This is a genomic window from Roseivirga sp. AWQ4_251, assembly GCF_056158225.1.
Genome location: NZ_JBSWSW010000001.1, coordinates 1,933,155 through 1,951,168 on the forward strand (window position 1 = coordinate 1,933,155; position 18,014 = coordinate 1,951,168).

An 18,014-nucleotide genomic window follows, 5' to 3' on the forward strand; every position below is an offset into this window, starting at 1 on the left:
GCGTTTCGACCACTAGACCTGATCCTTCGATAACTGACGGTATTTTTCGATAACTGGAAAATACCTTAAAATTAGCGCGAAGAAGAAGGTTGAAAGCCTTGAAATAAAAAGCTAAAAAGAATCACCAAAATACATCCTACGGCATTATACCAGAGAAAGCCCATGGTTAATGGCCCAGCGATTTCATAAGCATTTAAAAGATGAAGTCCGATCACCAATAGTTGGCTGATAATGGCCGCTAAGAAAACAGCCATGCTGCCTATTCTTTTAAAGAAGAAAGCAACGACAAATATCCCTAATACAATCGGGTAAAATAGAGAACCAATTAGATTTACAGCTTGAATCAGGTTTTCGAAAAGGCTTAAAGTAGAGGCAAAAATAATAGCCAAAACTCCCCAACCCAATGTGAATAACTTCGAACTTTTTAAGTAGTGATTGTCCGTTTGACCTGGTTTAATCTTCCTTTTATAGAAATCGATGGTACTTGTGGTTCCCAAGGCACTCAACTCAGAACTTGTGGACGACATGGCAGCTGAAAAAATTACGGCAAATAACAAACCTACAATTCCAGCTGGCAAAACTTTCATCACATAGGTCATAAAAATGTAATCCTTATCATTGGTTTCTGAATCAGGCAAAGCCACTCCGATCAATTCTTTGGCTTGGCTTCTTATCTCATCCGATTCCTTTTGAAGCTCATTAAGCTCATTTTTGGCATCACGAATAAGTTCTTCATCTTCCAATTCTACAGCTTCGTTTAAGGCAAGAACAGCCTCTCTTTTGATGTTGAAAACATTCATATAATCCGATTCCAATTCTCTGAAATCGTCAGCATAATCAGTCTCAAGCACGCGTTCGCTTAGGTTATCATTAAAGAAAATTGGAGGCTGGTTATATTGATAATACACAAAAACCATCGCTCCAATGAGCAGGATGATAAACTGCATTGGCACTTTTAAAAGCCCATTCATCATCAACCCCAACCTACTCTCCGACAATGACTTACCAGAAAGATAGCGTTGAACCTGAGATTGATCTGTACCAAAATAGGACATGAACAAAAACACCGCACCTGTCATTCCCGACCAAATATTATAGCGATCTTTCAGATTAAAGTCGAAGGTAATGACATTCAACTTCTCCATTTTTCCAGCGACATGAAGTGCATCTTTAAAGCCTACACCTTCTGGCAAAGAGAACACTACTAAAATCCCAGCTACAATCATTCCCCCCATCATTACAGCCATTTGCTGCTTCTGAGTTTGGGTTACTGCTTTAGTTCCTCCGGTCACTGTATAAATAATCACCAAAACACCAATTACGACAGTTGTAATCTGAAGCGGCCAACCTAACAATGAACTTAGAATAATGGAAGGCGCATATATGGTGATACCTGCAGCAAGCCCTCTTTGAATCAAGAAAATAAAGGCTGCCAACATTCGGGTTTTTAAATCGAAGCGTGATTCTAAATATTCATAAGCCGTATAAACTTTGGCCTTGTAATAAAGAGGTAAGAAGAAAATCGAAATGATGATCATGGCCAATGGTAAGCCAAAATAGTACTGCACAAAGCGCATTCCATCGGTGTAAGCCTGACCTGGAGTAGAAAGAAATGTAATGGCACTGGCTTGAGTCGCCATAATTGACAAGCCTATGGCCCACCATTTATTGTCGTCTCCTCCCCTTAAATAACTATCTATATTCTTTTCGCCTTTGGTTTTATAAACCCCATAGGCAACAATAAAAATCAATGTTCCGAAGAGAACTACCCAGTCAATCCAATTCATGAAAATGTGATTGTAAACCAATAAAACAAAAGAATAAATGCAGCAAGTGTGACCATCAAAAGCCAATACATGCTAGACCATTTTTTAAAAAATGGAGGCTTTTCAACCTCTGTTTCTTCTTTCGGAGAACTCATTAATTCTTGTTTTCTATAGGATTGATTTTTGTATTCTTCGGTTTCTGATTTCCAAGTGAAATCATATTGCTGAAAATTCTAAATGCACCAGGAACGCCAGCAGGCAACTCTCTAAACCAAGAATAACCAGTATAAACAAAATAGCCCTGGCCATATTCAGTAACCAATAAGCCACCATTCTTTGGCGAATCACCAGGGTCGTGACTTGAAATAATTGGCGTATAATGCTCATCCCATTCATTAGGAAAATACAAGCCTCTTTCTTGAACCCAACCTTCAAAGTCTTTTGCAGTGATTTTGTTTGGTCCATCAATCAATGGATGATTTGGCGCTAAAATCTCAACTGGGGCATCTTCCACCGTTACACGATCGCGGGAAATACTGAATGGGTACGGACCAATATTCGGCTGATCTCTCATGCTCGTATTGTATTGTACAATCGCGGTTCCGCCAGAGTTTACATATTTCATCAGCTCAGGCTGAATAAAAGGCATTCTTTCTTCCGTGTTAAAAGCACGCACACCAACAATTACAGCATCGAAATTGGAAAGACTTTCTGCAGTTACTGTTTGAGGATCAAGTATTGAAACCGTGTAACCGATTTGTTCTAAACTCTCTGGAATTGCATCTCCCGAACCCATGATATAACCCACATATTGCCCCTTCTTTTCAAGATTAAGCCTTACAATTTTGGCCTTACTTTCAGGAAAAATGGTTTGAAAAGGAATGTATTTATAGTCGATGGTTTTTAAGCCATTATCGTAAGACTGTCCATTATAGCTGGCGATTGCTTTAACGTAGGCTTCTTCTTGATTTTTAGGAGGTAACACACTGAATTTAAATCGGGCTTCTTCTCCTTTTGCTTTCAAGTTGTATGGGAAAGAACTTGGATTTGATCTCCATCCATTGGGAAGTTCCAATGCCACATTTCCATTTACTCCGGCTTTTCCGGCTTTAACAACTACATTGACCTCTTTAGGCTGATTGTTAGCAAAAATGAGTACGCTTTCGGCAATATTTACAAAAACCGGAGGCGTAATTACGAAAGGTCTATATACCTCACCTTCAACTCTATCATTTTCTTTGTATACAACAGCCGTTTGATAAGTGTAAGGTTTTCCTTCAATCGTTAAATCAAATTGAACATTAAGAACAGCTGGATTTTCCGGAATACCTCTCAACTTTTGCTCTTCTACTTTATACATTCCAACAGAACCTTCTTCTTTGAGCCAATAAGGTTGAGAAGGTTCAAACTGTGGCAAAGTGGCCTCAACTCTTTCATTATATAGCTGATTATCATTGAGTTTATGACCAATGGCTTTATTTACTTTTAATTCAGGAAAAGAGATTCTATTAAGGGTTACATTGGCCGCAGAGCGATTAATCGCTTCAATGGAAAGATTGATTTTATCTCCACTCACCTTCATGGCATCATCTGCCACTGCTTCTACATAAAGACCTAAAACAGATTTGATAATGAGGTCAATTTCATTCAGCTTAACTGCCTTCCAATAATCGTCTTCCAAAGACAAAATTTTCTCTCTAGCCAATAACAAGTCGGAAACTATTGAAGATGGTTTTTCAGGGTTAAAGTTTTGGTTCGCTTTAGCTATAATCTTCCCGATTTCATTTCCTCCTTTTACACGCGACCATGTAAAATCGAAGTTCTGAAATATGTTATCTACAGAAGGCTTTTGGCCTTTCCAGTACATTAAAAATTCTTTGCTCTCTCCTCTTCTACCTGTGCTGCCAAATCCTTGTGACTTATGATTGCTTCGGCTAAGTGCGGAAATCTCATCATATGAAAGGCCAAGCAATTCGTTGTAGGCACCAAGATCAATTGAATAGTAACCCGACTGGCCTCCATAATCAACTCCGCCACCACCAAAATTATAGGTGTTCCAATACAAAGAAGTCGGTTGCCAAGGTTTAACATAAGCCAATTGCTCTGGAAACTTTGAAGGATCATTAGCTATGTCAAAAGCTTCCATGGCCAATCGAGCCGAAGCGGTATGATGACCATGCATGGTTCCGCTTGGTACCAAGGTGGTATCGAATCGAGTGATGATGATATCCGGTCTGAAACGTCTGATATTCCAAACCACATCAGAAAGTACATCGTCTTTATCCCAAACCGTGAAAGTTTCGAAAGGATTTTTAGAGAAACCAAAATCATTGGCTCTTGTAAAAAACTGTTCTCCACCATCTTCTCTTCTAGCTGCCAACAATTCTTGAGTTCTAATCAAACCTAAATACTCGCGGATTTCAGTACCCACCAAATTTTGACCTCCGTCACCTCTAGTCATGGCCAAATAACCAGTTCTAAAATTCTTTTCATTGGCCATGTAAGCAATCAGCTTGGTATTCTCATCATCGGGGTGAGCTGCCAAATAAAGAACTGAACCCAAAACTTCAAGCTTATTAAGGGCTTGTTTGATTTCTGCTGCATTTAATTTTTTGGGTGCTTGAGCTTTTAATTGAGTAAGGCCCAAGGTTAAAATGAGGGCAAAGGAAGACAACCTCCAGAAGTATTTCATAAATGGCTAAGTCAGTAGTTTGGGTTTAATACGAAGCCTAAGATATGAGGTTATATTCAATTATATGGAAGGCAATTTTACTAACGGAATCATTCGGTAAGTTCTTTCCCAAATAATAAAAAGTAAAACCATAAAAATTTATGCATTCAGCAATAAACCTTTTCAGGCAGGTGAAATCAAAGCAAAAAACACAAGACCTATGAAAGGAAAATTGTTCTCGATAATGGTGTTGTTGATGTTAATTTCAACAGTATCATTCGCGCAGCGCGGTGGTGGAAATGGTGGCGGAGGATTTCAACGCCCTGACCCAAAAGTTGCTGCAACTGAAAGAGCCAACGAATGGCAAGAGAAGTTTGGGTTGTCTGACGACCAGCACAAAAAGGTTTACGACATTCTATTAGCTACAAATGAAGCCCAAACCAAGAAAATGCAAGAAATCAGAGAGAGCGGTAACATGGATAGAGAAGCCATGAGAAAAGCTATCACTGACCTACAAGAAGATCAAGACAAAAAATTAAAAGCCGTGTTTTCTGCCGATCAGTGGACTGCTTACGAAACGTGGAAAAAAGACAACCCTCCAATGCAAAGAAGACGCGGAGGCGGAAATTAATTATAGTAGTTTAGTTTTTAAGTAAGTTAGTTTAACCTGATGTGAGAAATTACATCAGGTTTTTTTGTATTAAGGGTTGGGGAGCTTTAGCTCGGCCCTTTCAACCAACTGTGTATTTTTTTGAGCCCTAAACTGATAAAAAGCAGCCAGGTAATTGTCTTCTTTATTCAGAAGAATATTCTTTAGCTTCATCAATTCTTGCATCGGCCTAAACGACCAGCGCTTAAACGGATCTACCTGAATGCCTATTTGTTCTGAAACGCTATCACCCACTAAGAATTGAACAAAGGCTTTGCTTTTACCTTCCAGTGGAGTGTTCGCAGTAATTTCATCGAAATAGCTCAATAGGGTTTTTGTAAGCTGTTCTGCAGCTTTTGAATAAGCAAACTGTCGCTTTCTAATTTTCTTTTCTAGTAAATAGGCTTCTTTGTTAGTTTGTGGAAGTAATTCTTTATCCACACCCAAACGCTGCCCTATTAAGCTCCAAAAGTTGATATAAGCCTCTGCTTGTTTCGGTAAAATATTCAAACCAATTTTTCTCAATCCCCGAATCGGAATTAATGAAAACGACAGGTTTGTTCCAACCATATCCTCTTGATTTACAGGAAAATCAAACTTTTTTAACGACCATTTTTTCGAATCCAGAATATACCATCTCGAAACCGCATGAATTAGCCTGACCTTCAAAATACTGACAAAACCCTGCCCCTTTTCTGAAAAAGCTTTAGGGTTGGTAATGTCAAAAACGAATTCGGCAGTTTCTAATAGCCTAGCTTCAGGATCAGTTAAAATTCTTTTAGAACGAACCAAAACTTCTGCGCCTTTAGCCGCTGCATAACAATAAGGCAAAGAATAGAATCCGAGCATCAGCATAAAATCCGAAGCGAATTCAGAAAAAATCGCCTGCCCGTTAACAATGGTTTGTTCTTCTTGTTTGGAAAAAGGTTGGTAAACTTCTTTGAATAATTTGTTTAGGGAAGGGTGAACATCTTGTGGCAACGAACTTCCGTTGCTTTCTAATTTCTCTAATATGTGTTGTAATTCATCTCTTCTATCAGGAAAATAATGACTTACTACTTCATCCGCTAAATTGTCTCCATATGTTCTAAAATGATTTAATCGGTTTTCGTCTAACCCCATGAAAAATAATTTTATTTAAACTTTATCTCTTCTCTCCTGTTTTTTGACTAACTTTTTAAGGCTAATACGTTTGTTCTAACCTACGTTATTCAAAATATGAAAATACATTTTTTTGAGTTTATCCTAGTTATTTTTTGCAGTTTTAATACAAAAGCACAAAACCTTCCTGACACAGATATATACTTATTCGACCTAAAAGAGAAAAAAGGAAAGATCAGCTTAGGAAAAGCTAAGAATATTACAAATCATAAAGGGTACGATAATCAGCCGTTTTTTCATGGTGTAGATTACCTTTTATATACTGAAGAGCAAAAAGGGCAAACCGATATTGTGATTCTCGATTTGGTAAGTGAAAAGAAAACCAATCTTACCAATTCTAAAGAGAGTGAATATTCTCCTGAAATGGTACCTGGTTTCGATTCGTTTTCAGCCATTCGTGTGGAAGAGGACCAAACTCAGCGATTATGGCTTTTCCATTTAAATAAAAAGAAGGATCCTCAATTGGTTTTTGAAGATTTAGCTCCCGTAGGTTACCAAGCTTGGAATGGAACCGATGTAGCAACCTTCATTTTAGGCGACCCGATCACTTTAGTTCTGACAAACGCTAAAAATCGTCACGATAGAAAAATCACCGATCATATCGGTAGAACCCTGAGGGCTCTTCCAGGAACACCCGATTTTGTATTCGAAAAAACAAATGAAGAAGGTGAAACCAGTATTTATAAGCTTGAAACCTCTTCAGGTGATTTCGAAAAAATCATTGCAAAACCTAAAAATGCAAGCGACTGGACTATCACAAAAGAAGGAACTTTTATAACAAGCGTTGGTACAAAAATTATGAGTTTTAACCCAAACCAGAACAATGCATGGCAAGAGGTAGTTGAACTGTCAGAATTGGGTTCAAAAGGGATAACCAGAATGGCCGTGAATGAAGATAACAGCATGCTCGCCATGGTGATTAACCAGTAAACATTTTCACGTTTTGAAATCAAAAAGATTTTTACAAATTCAATCAATTTTTGGCTCATTGAGCTGTAACAACGTTATTAAATCGTATACTTGCCTTTTGTTTAATAGGCTACTAAATATTTGCATCCCAAATCATTAACTATGTTCAAAACATATACTTTTCCTAGTGTCTTTGAAGGAAACAATACAGACTTGAAAAACGTATCTCCTGACCTTATTAATGGATTGAAAATTTTCCATAATGGAGAAGGTTACGTAATTGGAAATCTGGCACTTACCGAAGGTGTTTCGCCACACAGAAACATCAACAGTGCTCCGGATGAATTAGATTATCAACTTTTATTAAAATCAGCCCTTTTAATAGCTAACCAAAAATTGGGTAACCCCATCACCATCACAACTGGTTTCCCTTTCTCAACTTTTCAATTGTATAAGGAAACTGCCCATAAATTAATCGATGGCCAACATATTGTTGAATACGATGCAGCAACATTTGGAGGTGGAGTTAAGAAGAACGTTCAGGTTGAAATTGATGCCGTTCAAGTAATTCCTGAGGTTATTGGTTGTACTATCGCCCTCAGAAAAGGGATTACTCAAGCCAAAGGCAACTTCTTTGTAATGAGTTTGGGTTACGGAACTTTAGAAGGTTTATTGAGCACAGAAGGTGGTATTGTTCAAAGAACTTCGCTTTCGACTTACGGTTTGCGTTACGCAATCAATCTTCTTGAGAAAGAACTGGCCAAAGAATATTATTTAGAGCTTAAAACAGAACATCAAATCGATGCTGCCTTCCAAAAGGGAGTTATCTTTTTGAATAGAAAAAGAATTGACATCAAAGGCATGCGCGACAGAGTATTAAAACAATACTATGAAGACGTGATTTCTCCAGCAATGAGAAAGGCCTTTAACGATAACGACTTTACAGCCAGCCAAACCATGTATTTAGCTGGGGGTGGCGCTACTTACGGTACTTTGGTAGATTGTTTCAGAGAAGAATTCATGGACATTCTAGACCTTGAAGTTGCTCACGAACCACAATCATTGGCCAGCCGAGGTTATTGTATTAATTCTTCTCAATTAAACGGAGGAGTTAAAAGCACCGCTGTAGGATTAGATATTGGAAACGCAACTACCGTAGTTTCTGTGTTTGATGACAACAATATCAACATTGAAACGTCTATTCCTTCAGAATACTAATAAAACAAAACCACACTTTCATCTATGGCAAACGTAACTCCATCTACACATATCACTCAAATTCGACAAGGCTCTATTATTTCGGGCAACATGAAGTCGAAGCAGAGTATACGTGTAGATGGTAATATTACAGGAGACCTGCATTCAGATGAGCGTATTATCATTGGAGCCCATGGCGAAATTGGTGGTAACCTCACTGGCAGCGACATTACAGTAGAAGGCTTCGTGAATGGGGATGTGGTGTCTAAAGGACTTCTTCACATTGCCAAAACAGCCCGACTTTATGGAAAAATCTATGCTAAGGAAATTTCTATAGAAAAGGGGGCCGAATTAAATGGAAAAGTAACCGTGGGTAAAGAGGTTGAAATTCCTGAGCTCAGCTCTTCATCTCCTTCCCGATCTAATCAGGAACGGACAAGAAAGTTGGGATCTATACCTAACAAACAAGATAATTACGGATCTGTAGCCTGGTAAATCCAGGCTTTTTTATTTTCTCCTTTTCCTCTCCCTTTTCAAATTCTATATTTGCCCTCCTATTTTTGAAAATACCATGAGTGAACTAATCAAAGAATTACAATGGAGAGGTATGATCCACGATATCATGCCCGGTACTGAAGAGCAACTTGATAAGGAAATGACCACCGGTTATGTAGGCTTCGACCCTACTGCCGATTCATTGCATATTGGAAACTTGGTGCCAGTTATGTTATTAGTTCACTTGCAAAAAGCTGGTCATAAACCAATCGCTTTGGTAGGTGGAGCTACTGGTATGGTGGGCGACCCTTCAGGAAAATCAGCTGAACGCCCTCTCCTTTCAGAAGAAATTCTAAATCACAATCTAGAATCTCAGAAAAAGCAGCTTCAGCAGTTTCTCAACTTCGATTGTGGAGATAACTCCGCTGAAATTGTAAACAACTACGACTGGTTTAAGAACTTCAGTTTCTTGGGCTTTATTCGCGATGTGGGCAAGCACATTACTGTAAATTACATGATGTCGAAAGACTCTGTAAAGAACAGACTAGAAGGCGGAATGTCGTTCACTGAATTCACATACCAATTGGTTCAAGGTTACGACTTCTTACACCTTTACCAAAATCATAATTGCAAGATTCAAATGGGCGGTTCCGATCAATGGGGAAACATTGTAACCGGAACTGAATTGATCAGAAGAAAAGCTCAGGGAGAAGCATTCGCCATGACGGCTCCTCTGATTAAAAAGGCAGACGGCACCAAATTCGGTAAATCTGAAGGAGGGAACGTTTGGTTGGATCCTAAAAAGACTTCGCCATACAAATTCTACCAATACTGGTTGAATACTTCTGACGAAGATGCTTCAAACTTCATCAGGATATTCACTTTACTTTCGCAAGAAGAAATTGAAGCCTTGGAAAAAGAGCATGTAGAAGCACCTCATTTGAGAGTTCTTCAAAAGGCGCTAGCTGAAGACATTACCAAGAGAGTTCACTCTGAAGAAGCTTTGGAAACCGCTATTAAAGCTTCTAATCTTCTTTTTGGTAAATCAACTACTGAAGATCTAGAATCTATTGACGAAGACACTTTATTGTCTGTTTTTGAAGGTGTTCCTCAAGTGGAAATTACACAAAGCGAGTTAGATGAAGCCGAAAACTCAATTGATCTGCTTTCTGTAGTTACTAAAGAAGTTGTATTTGCTTCAAAAGGCGAAGCCCGTAGAATGTTACAAGGTGGCGGTGTTAGCATCAACAAATCAAAAATTGAGGATATGAATACGAAACCTTCCATCAAATTGCTTCAAGACAAATATTTCTTGGTTCAAAAAGGAAAGAAAAATTACTATTTGATTACGGTAGCAAGCTAATTTGCTTGATCAAATATTCTGATAAGCACCCAAATCCATCAAATATTTGGGTGCTTATCTTTTTTAAAACGAATCTCACTAACTTCTCAAAAACATTTCAGTCCACTTTTTAATGGAAGACAGTTACAGGCATAAAGGCATGCGCAGGCAATTGGTAAAAGTAGTGCGCAGCAAAGGAATTAAAGACGAACGCGTTCTAGATGCCATTGGTAAAATTCCTCGCCATTTCTTCTTCGAAAATGCCCTTGTAGAGCATGCTTACCAAGACAAAGCCTTTCCTATTGGTGAAGGACAAACCATTTCTCAGCCTTATACGGTTGCTTTTCAATCTGAATTACTGAATGTAAAGCCTGGAGATAAAGTACTCGAAATTGGGACAGGTTCTGGCTATCAAGCCATTGTACTGTTAGAATTAGGAGCTGAAGTTTACACCATTGAATATCAACAAAAGCTCTACGACAGAACCCGTTTTCTACTACCTGACATGGGTTATCAAGCCAATTTCTTTCAAGGCGATGGATCGTTAGGTTTGCCAAGATATGCTCCTTACGATAAGATTATTGTAACGGCTGGTGCTCCCATGGTTCCTGACGCTCTGGTCGACCAACTGAAGCCAGAAGGTTGTTTAGTGATTCCTGTGGGAAATGCAAAAACGCAGCAAATGCTACGCTTAACACGAGTAGGCGAAACCAAATTGAGGAAAGAAGTTTTTCACGATTTCAAATTTGTTCCTCTTCTCGGAAAAGACGGTTGGAAGAAGTAATTCTTAGATATGTAATCATAGAAGCAGAACTCTTCCCCTCTTCATTTCAAATTTCCTTTCACTCACATCTTCAAATCCACAATGCTCTATTAACTTTGCATTGAATTTCAAACTATGGCAGTAAAACAAAAGACAAGTAAAGAGTTGTGTGTTACCATGACAGAATTGGTGTTACCCAACGACACCAACACTTTAAACAATCTGATGGGTGGAAAGCTGATGCACTGGATAGACATTGCTACAGCGATTGCTGCTCAAAAACATTCAAACCGCATTGTAGTAACCGCTTCTGCCGATAATATTTCGTTCGGCAAGCCTATAGCCCTTGGCGATGTGGTTACGCTTACCGCAAAAGTTACCCGTTCTTTCAATTCTTCTATGGAAGTGTATTGCGAAGTGTGGGCAGAGAATATTCCTTCAGGCAAGAAATTCAAAAGTAACAGCGCTTATTTCACTTTTGTGGCGGTAGATCAAAGTGGAAGACCTATTGATGTGCCAGAACTTTTACCAGAAACGGATGAAGAAAAAGAGCACTATGCTGGGGCATTAAGAAGAAGACAACTAAGATTGGTTTTGGCTCAGCGCATGAAACCAGAAGATGCAACCGAACTTAAGAGCATCTTTTTTCCTGAGTAGTTGAATAAAATTGTAGATTGAAACATATAGTTTAAACCATGTCAGACCTCTCTTTCCTTTCTAAATTCATTACTGAAGAAGTTTACCTGATTAAGGAAGAACTTCCTGAAAAGGAAAAAGAGGTTGTGGCAGCTCCAGTAGAAACAATCGCTACAGAAACGGTTCCGGTTCAAGCCGTTGAAGAAAGTGAACCGATATATTTAAAGCCACTTCCTACCGAAGGTAATAACCTAAAACACTGCCTTATATTCTTTGAGTTAGACAGTGAGCAAATGGATTTGGATCAAAAAACCTTCTTGCTCAAAATATTGGCTTCTGTTAAAAGAGGTATTGACGATGTGCTTCTGGTGAATGTAAAAGATGCTTCTAAAGAACAAATTGAAGCCATTCTCAACGAGCACAACCACAGACAACTGCTATCATTTGGTTCGCCTTATCCTGAAATTTTGGCGAATGCTCAACTTTACACTTTGGTTGAAAACCAGAAAAAAACCTACCTAAAATGCGATGATCTATTTGCCATTGAAAAGGCTGTAGATCTTAAAAAAGCACTTTGGGCAGGTTTAAAACAGATGTTTCTGTAATTCTATTCGATTTCCACGAATACGGTTTTCAAACCTTCTGAAGCTACACCCAGCATAGAATTTCCTCCTTTTGTGTCTACATAAATGTAGGCGACACCATTCGATACTTCTACCAATCGGGAGTGTTTGATGATGCCCAGATTGTCTTCTAACTCACCATCGCCAGAAATTGAGAAACGCACTCGGTTTCTAGTATCTAAACATAAAACGCCATTTTTATCTAAAAGCTGAACTCTTACGAGAGCCTCGTTGCCATTACGTTCGATAACTTCTGCAAATATCTGAGCTGGATCTTCCCAAGTTTCAGTCTGATATTCAATTTCGATTTCGTCTTCAACTTGCTTTTTGTTCTGAATGGCAGCAGCCTTGATGGTGTTTTTGCCACCATTAAAAGGCACTGCCCATCTTAATCCGGCAGCGGGAAAATCTTGTGGATTCCTTTCCTTAATGCCATAGGAAACACCATTTACGAAGAGTTCTACCTTTTCACAATTCGAATAAACTTTTACCACGTTTTTCTCGCCTTCTTTTCCGGAACGAATTTTCCAACTATGGCCATACACACGCACCATTGGTGCCTCCGTCCAATAAGATTGAAAAACATAATAAGCTTCTTTAGGCGTTAAATCGCGCTGAACAATCCCTTTTTGATTCATAAATGGAATTGGGTTTTCAGGACGAAGTGGCGTTGCAAAATCTTTGAAAGCCCAATAAGCCGCACCCGTTAAACTATCCATGGTGAGCTGTTCTTTCAAATGCCAATCAATCAAATTCACTGCATAAGATTCGCTCCAATTTCCATCTCTAGAAACTCGCGGATCTCCACCAGTCATCAGAAAATCGCCATCACGTTCATCGGCTTGATTGCTAGAAGCAATATTCAACAGACCTTCATCTTGATTCTTGGAGTGCCTTTCTGCATGTTGGCTAGCGCCCCATTCAGCATGGAAAAAATGATCTACCTTTTTTCTTTCGCTTTCGGAAACATTCTTATAATCCGTGTAATTACCACGGTACCAACCTGCCCAAATGGAAGGTGAATATACATCCACAATGTCTGCACAGAATTCGCATCTACGGATACTTGTTTTCCGAGAGTTATCAAGCTTATGAGCCAAGGCATTGAGTTCTTTCATAAAAGTTCTGATGGCTTCTTCATCAAAAGTCTCAAAATCCCCAGGCCAATCATTTTCATTCCCCAAGCCCCAGAGAATAATCGATGGATGATTATAATGCTGATTGATCATGTTGGTAAGCATATCCTTGGCCTGTTGCTGATATTGCAGACCACCCAAACCGCCTCTACACCAAGGAATTTCTTCCCAAACCAAAAGGCCTAAGGAATCGCATAAATCCAAAACCAGTTCGGATTGCTGATAATGGCCCAATCGGATAAAATTAGCTCCCAAGCCCTTGATCATTTCCATTTCCTTGCGAATGGTGGCATCGTCCATAGCTGGCCCTACACCTGCATGATCCTCATGTCTGTGCATACCTCGAAGCAAAAGCCTTTCTCCATTCAAGTAAAACGGCCCTTTTTGAGCGAATTCAAAACTTCGCAAACCGAAATAATCAGAAAAACTTAACTCCTCCCCTTTCCAATTGGCAGAAACTTTTAAGCGGTAAAGATTCGGATTGCTTGGTGTCCAAAGAACAGGCTTTTTAATAGTGAATGAGGTTTCATCCAATACATTTGGATTTACCTGCTTTTTGAAAGTCGTTATACTCTTTCCAGTTGGATCAATAATTTCAAACTGAAGCATCAATTCTTCATTGATAAAATCAGGATTGCTGAAATTGGATTTTACTACCACTTCAGCCGTTTTCAAATTGGCCGATAATTCGCTAGCAATATGAACTTGCTCAAAAGAAATTTGAGGCGTGTACTTCAAGTGAACTTTTCTGTAAAGTCCACCATAAACGAAGAAATCGCTTAAATCAGAAGGGATCATTTCTAAATCCCGGCTATTGTCCGCCACAACGGCTACTGGAATTTTACCTTTCCAAACTTTCTCAAAATCGGGATGATTTTTTAGTTCGGCCACAGCCTCTGTAATATCGAAGCTGAACTCGTCATATCCGCCAACATGAGTACCAATTTTTTTATCGAAAAGCCAAAGCGTGGTTTTCTGACCAGAACCTTCAAAATGCAAAATGGTTCTGCCGTTTTTATATGGATTGTCGATTTTGAGGTAAGTGCGATACCAACCTTCACCTTGATAATATTCAACATCGGGATTTACCGCATCGAAAGCGTTAAAACTATGAGGAACAGTTACAGGTTGCCACAATCTTTGCTCGTGAGGCTGATCGCGCCAAACTTCCCAAACCCCTCCCAATTCTTGCTTTTGAAATTCCCAATCCGTCAAAGTAGTGGATTGCTGAGCTACGAGCGATTGAACAAAAAGGCAAATCAGAAGGGTGAAAATGGTTTTCTTTATCATTTATATGTTCAGTATGAAATTTTAGGCTGAAGTAAATTTTGGGCATTATTAAGGAAAACCCATTTGATACACAACCCGAATTGATATAAGCTACTTTATAATAATGTAAGGCGCAGGGAATTTATGGGTGGGCAGAAACCCAAACTTCGCCATCTTCAAAAAACTCCTTTTTCCAGATTGGAACAGTCTGTTTTAAAGTATCTATGCAGAATTCGCATGCTTGAAATGCTTCTTTCCGATGCGGAGATGCAACCACAATTACTACAGCCTCTTCGCCAATAGGCACAACTCCAGTTCTGTGATGAATCAAGATTTCTTTAACTCCAAATTGTTTTTTGGCCGTATCAGCGATCTTTTGCATTTCCTTGAGAGCCATCTTTTCATAGGCTTCAAACTCAAGTCGAAGAACTTTTCTACCCTTTGTTTGATTGCGTACCGTGCCCACAAAGTTCACAATACCGCCACAGCCCGAAAATGTCATGCGATCGATACACCCCTTTGTGTCGATTTTATTTGCTGTAATATGAATCAAGTCCATCATCCGCCACTTACCGGTGGAATTAACACCACCTCATCATTGGTTTGAATTATATAATCATCTGGCACGTAATCGGCATTTACTGCAATTTGCAATGAAGCCAAATTTTGAAAATCGGGGTAAAGAGATATCAGCTCAGCCTTTACTTCGGCAATGGAAACACCTTCCTTAAAATCCAAACTCAGTTTTTTACCCTTCAGAATATCTTTAGCAATGCCAAATGCTATGATTTCAACTTTCATAGGTTGAATTTATGCAATCAAATATTTGAACAAAAGACGGCCTCCAGCAAAAAGAACCAAAAAAGCCGTCAGCATTTTCACTCGATTTTGAGAGAGTTTAAAAACGCTTAGTCTAGAACCTAACTGGCCACCAACCAACACACTCATTCCCAAATAAATAATCATTTTATAATCGAAAGTGAGATTGCCTTGACTTAATTGCCCAGCCAAACCCGAAATCGAATTGATAAGAATAAAGAAACTCGCAGTTCCGGCAATGGTCTTAGCTTTGTCCCAGTGAAGAATGTGTAACAGTGGCGAAAGAAAAATCCCTCCACCAATGCCTACAGAGCCAGCCACAAAGCCAATGGTTCCGCCAAGTGCTCCATTCATCACGGGGTTTTCTTTGTATTTAGAAGCAGAACTTCGCTCACTGGCTTTCTTCAAATAATCTTCCAACAGCATAATAATTCCTGTTACTACCAAAGTTGCTCCTAACAGAATAAAGAAAGTCTCTTGCCTAAAAGGAATTCTTGCGCCTAGAAAGGCCAAAGGAACACTCAGAATAGCCAGAGGTAACGTTTTCTTCCATTTAATATGGCCTTGCTTCGCGAACAAGTAAGTTCCACCAGAAACCACAATAAGATTGCAAACCAGCGCGATTGTGCGCAAAAGCCGATATTCAAAACTGTAAAGCGAAAGAATTGCCAAATAACTGGAGCCTCCACCAAAACCGACAGAGGAATACAAAAAGGCAATTACAAAGAAGAAAATAATGAGTTCGTAATCCATTAATTCAGTAAACGGTTAAAGTTGAGTCGATCTGTTTTTGCCACGCCAGAATGCCGCCCTCTAAGTTTTGCACATTATTCGAAAAACCTTTCTGTTGCAGAATTTCCATAGCCTGTTTGCTGCGCATTCCACTTTTGCAGTGCACTACAATAGCTTCATTCTGAGGCAACTCATCAAGTCTTGCTTCCAGTTCAGCCAAAGGAATATTGACCCCACTTAAATTCGATATTTCGTATTCATAGCTCTCGCGTACATCAAGAATAAAAGGTTTGTCACCTGATTGAATTAATGCATTCAAAGCCTGAACAGAAATTGAATTTTCCTGCTCACTTAGTTCAGAATGAATTCCGCAGAAAGCTTCGTAATCGATCAATTTGGTAATGGTAGGTTTTTCTCCAGAAACTGGATTTTCTGGGTTCTTCTTAATGTTGAGAAATCGGGTGGTGAAATCTAAGCTATCGTAAATAAACAGTCTGCCTGATAAGGATTCACCCAAACCTGCCAAAAGCTTGATGGCTTCATTGGCTTGCATAGCACCAATAATGCCAGCCAAAGCTCCAAAAACACCTCCTTCACTACAACTGGGCACCATTTCTGGCGGTGGCGGAGTAGGAAAAATATCTCGGTAATTTGGGCCACGACTTCCATCTGACTCGACCGAGTTAAAAACACTCACTTGGCCTTCGTACCTAAAAATAGCTCCGTAAATCAAAGGCTTATTAAGCATTACACAGGCATCATTTACCAAATATCGTGTGGGTAAATTATCGCTTCCATCTACCACCAAATCATAATTTGCAATAATCTGCATGGCATTGGAAGATGTAATAGCCTCTTTGTAGAGTGTAACTTCCACATTCGGATTCAAAGCTTTTACGGTTTCAACAGCCGATTCACCTTTGCTCTCCCCTGTTTGATTGGTTGTATAAATTACTTGCCGTTGAAGATTAGTTAAACTGATATCATCAAATTCAACAATGCCCAACATGCCTACACCCGCAGCTGAGAGATACAAAATATTGGGAATGCCCAAGCCGCCAGCACCTATCACCAGCACTTTGGAAGCCTTCAACTTTTCTTGACCTTCTACACCAAAATCAGGCAAAATGATTTGGCGATTATAGCGAACGAGTTCTTCTTTATTCAAAATCTTTAAGCTGGTCTAAATCCGACAAAGTATCAATATCTAAGGTATGTCGTATGGTTCCAGTTTCAAAGAAAAAAACATGTGCGCGGTTGTTCTTTACAATAGCGCTGCATCCATTGGATTCCGTATGTTCAAGAATATCACTTCTATATTTTTGAGAGAAGATGACGGGATTTCCTTTTTGCTTATTAAACATAGGAACCAAAATAGACTCGGCCTCTTTCAATAGTAGTAATTGATCGATAAGCGCATTATAATCTTCGGTTTTCAAAAAAGGCATGTCTGTTAAGCAAATCATCAGATAATCGCAAGTGGCTTTTTCTACTCCTTTTTGAATGGAAGAAGTCATTCCTTGCTGAAAGTCTTGGTTAAGCACCACTTCAGCTCTAGAGTCGGCCAGTATTTTGGTCTTCAATTCTTCAGCATCGCGCCCTAAAACCACAATAACTTCATCGGCTTTAGATTTTTCAATCTGTTGGAGTGTGGTTTCGAAAATCGTGGATTGAGCCCAAGGCAAGAGCATTTTATTTGGGCCATTCATTCGGGAAGAAAGCCCCGCGGCTAAAACTATGGCGGAAATTCGTGTCATTTTACTCTCCAATGATACCATTTTTTAAGCGCTATCTCAAAGGCCATCTTTTATTCGGTTCTGATTATCGTTGAAATTGTTCCATTCAT

At 39.2% G+C, this 18,014-nt stretch carries 17 protein-coding genes; 8 read left to right on the plus strand and 9 right to left on the minus strand.

Annotated elements, in window-relative coordinates; translation table 11 throughout:
* Positions 1-71: 71 nt before the first annotated feature.
* Positions 72-1,787 (minus strand): sodium:solute symporter family protein, encoded by a 1,716-nt coding sequence (locus tag ACXACJ_RS08420; protein WP_475133913.1) that lies wholly within the window; start codon positions 1,785-1,787, stop codon positions 72-74.
* Positions 1,788-1,920: 133 nt separating this feature from the next.
* Complete coding sequence (locus tag ACXACJ_RS08425; protein WP_475133914.1) at positions 1,921-4,458, minus strand: PIG-L family deacetylase; 2,538 nt, start codon at positions 4,456-4,458, stop codon at positions 1,921-1,923.
* Between the two features lie 199 nt (positions 4,459-4,657).
* Here ACXACJ_RS08425 and ACXACJ_RS08430 point away from each other — a divergent pair, with 199 nt between their 5' ends.
* Entirely contained in the window at positions 4,658-5,068 is a 411-nt protein-coding gene (locus ACXACJ_RS08430) for a hypothetical protein (protein WP_475133915.1), read from the plus strand.
* A gap of 69 nt (positions 5,069-5,137) precedes the next feature.
* Here the strand turns inward: ACXACJ_RS08430 and ACXACJ_RS08435 are convergent, their stop codons facing one another.
* Positions 5,138-6,208 carry an oxygenase MpaB family protein gene (locus ACXACJ_RS08435; RefSeq protein WP_475133916.1) on the minus strand — a complete coding sequence of 357 codons (1,071 nt, stop codon included), beginning with the start codon at positions 6,206-6,208 and terminating at the stop codon, positions 5,138-5,140.
* Between the two features lie 96 nt (positions 6,209-6,304).
* Between ACXACJ_RS08435 and ACXACJ_RS08440 the strand changes: the two genes are divergently transcribed.
* The 7 genes from ACXACJ_RS08440 to ACXACJ_RS08470 all read left to right on the plus strand — a co-directional run bounded on the left by ACXACJ_RS08440 (position 6,305) and on the right by ACXACJ_RS08470 (position 12,194).
* Positions 6,305-7,177: a TolB family protein gene (locus ACXACJ_RS08440; RefSeq protein WP_475133917.1), complete on the plus strand. Its 873-nt coding sequence runs from the start codon at positions 6,305-6,307 to the stop codon at positions 7,175-7,177.
* A 141-nt stretch (positions 7,178-7,318) separates the two neighbouring features.
* A complete protein-coding gene (locus ACXACJ_RS08445; RefSeq protein WP_475133918.1) occupies positions 7,319-8,374 on the plus strand; it encodes a ParM/StbA family protein in 1,056 nt (351 codons plus the stop codon).
* A 24-nt stretch (positions 8,375-8,398) separates the two neighbouring features.
* Positions 8,399-8,848, plus strand: coding sequence for a bactofilin family protein (locus ACXACJ_RS08450; protein WP_475133919.1), 450 nt, complete (start codon positions 8,399-8,401; stop codon positions 8,846-8,848).
* A 76-nt stretch (positions 8,849-8,924) separates the two neighbouring features.
* Positions 8,925-10,211 carry a tyrosine--tRNA ligase gene (gene tyrS, locus ACXACJ_RS08455; RefSeq protein ID WP_475133920.1) on the plus strand — a complete coding sequence of 429 codons (1,287 nt, stop codon included), beginning with the start codon at positions 8,925-8,927 and terminating at the stop codon, positions 10,209-10,211.
* A 112-nt stretch (positions 10,212-10,323) separates the two neighbouring features.
* Positions 10,324-10,974: a protein-L-isoaspartate(D-aspartate) O-methyltransferase gene (locus ACXACJ_RS08460; protein WP_475133921.1), complete on the plus strand. Its 651-nt coding sequence runs from the start codon at positions 10,324-10,326 to the stop codon at positions 10,972-10,974.
* Positions 10,975-11,088: 114 nt separating this feature from the next.
* Complete coding sequence (locus ACXACJ_RS08465) at positions 11,089-11,610, plus strand: acyl-CoA thioesterase (protein WP_475133922.1); 522 nt, start codon at positions 11,089-11,091, stop codon at positions 11,608-11,610.
* A 38-nt stretch (positions 11,611-11,648) separates the two neighbouring features.
* Positions 11,649-12,194 (plus strand): hypothetical protein, encoded by a 546-nt coding sequence (locus ACXACJ_RS08470; RefSeq protein ID WP_475133923.1) that lies wholly within the window; start codon positions 11,649-11,651, stop codon positions 12,192-12,194.
* A 2-nt stretch (positions 12,195-12,196) separates the two neighbouring features.
* Here ACXACJ_RS08470 and ACXACJ_RS08475 read toward each other — a convergent pair whose 3' ends face one another.
* The 6 genes from ACXACJ_RS08475 to ACXACJ_RS08500 form a co-directional block, all read right to left on the minus strand.
* Entirely contained in the window at positions 12,197-14,638 is a 2,442-nt protein-coding gene (locus tag ACXACJ_RS08475) for a glycoside hydrolase family 2 TIM barrel-domain containing protein (protein WP_475133924.1), read from the minus strand.
* Between the two features lie 121 nt (positions 14,639-14,759).
* The gene (locus tag ACXACJ_RS08480; RefSeq protein WP_475133925.1) at positions 14,760-15,179 is read right to left on the minus strand and encodes a molybdenum cofactor biosynthesis protein MoaE; all 420 of its coding nucleotides are present in this window, start codon (positions 15,177-15,179) and stop codon (positions 14,760-14,762) included.
* Positions 15,176-15,418, minus strand: a complete 243-nt coding sequence (locus tag ACXACJ_RS08485; RefSeq protein ID WP_475133926.1) for a MoaD/ThiS family protein — start codon at positions 15,416-15,418, stop codon at positions 15,176-15,178. Before ACXACJ_RS08485 ends, ACXACJ_RS08480 begins: the two co-directional genes overlap by 4 nt.
* A 9-nt stretch (positions 15,419-15,427) precedes the next feature.
* Entirely contained in the window at positions 15,428-16,189 is a 762-nt protein-coding gene (locus ACXACJ_RS08490; RefSeq protein ID WP_475133927.1) for a sulfite exporter TauE/SafE family protein, read from the minus strand.
* Between the two features lie 4 nt (positions 16,190-16,193).
* Entirely contained in the window at positions 16,194-17,336 is a 1,143-nt protein-coding gene (gene moeB, locus ACXACJ_RS08495) for a molybdopterin-synthase adenylyltransferase MoeB (RefSeq protein ID WP_475133928.1), read from the minus strand.
* On the minus strand, positions 17,329-17,946 hold the full coding sequence (locus ACXACJ_RS08500; protein ID WP_475133929.1) for a nucleotidyltransferase family protein: 618 nt from the start codon (positions 17,944-17,946) through the stop codon (positions 17,329-17,331). The genes moeB and ACXACJ_RS08500 overlap by 8 nt, the downstream gene beginning before the upstream one ends.
* Positions 17,947-18,014 lie beyond the last annotated feature (68 nt).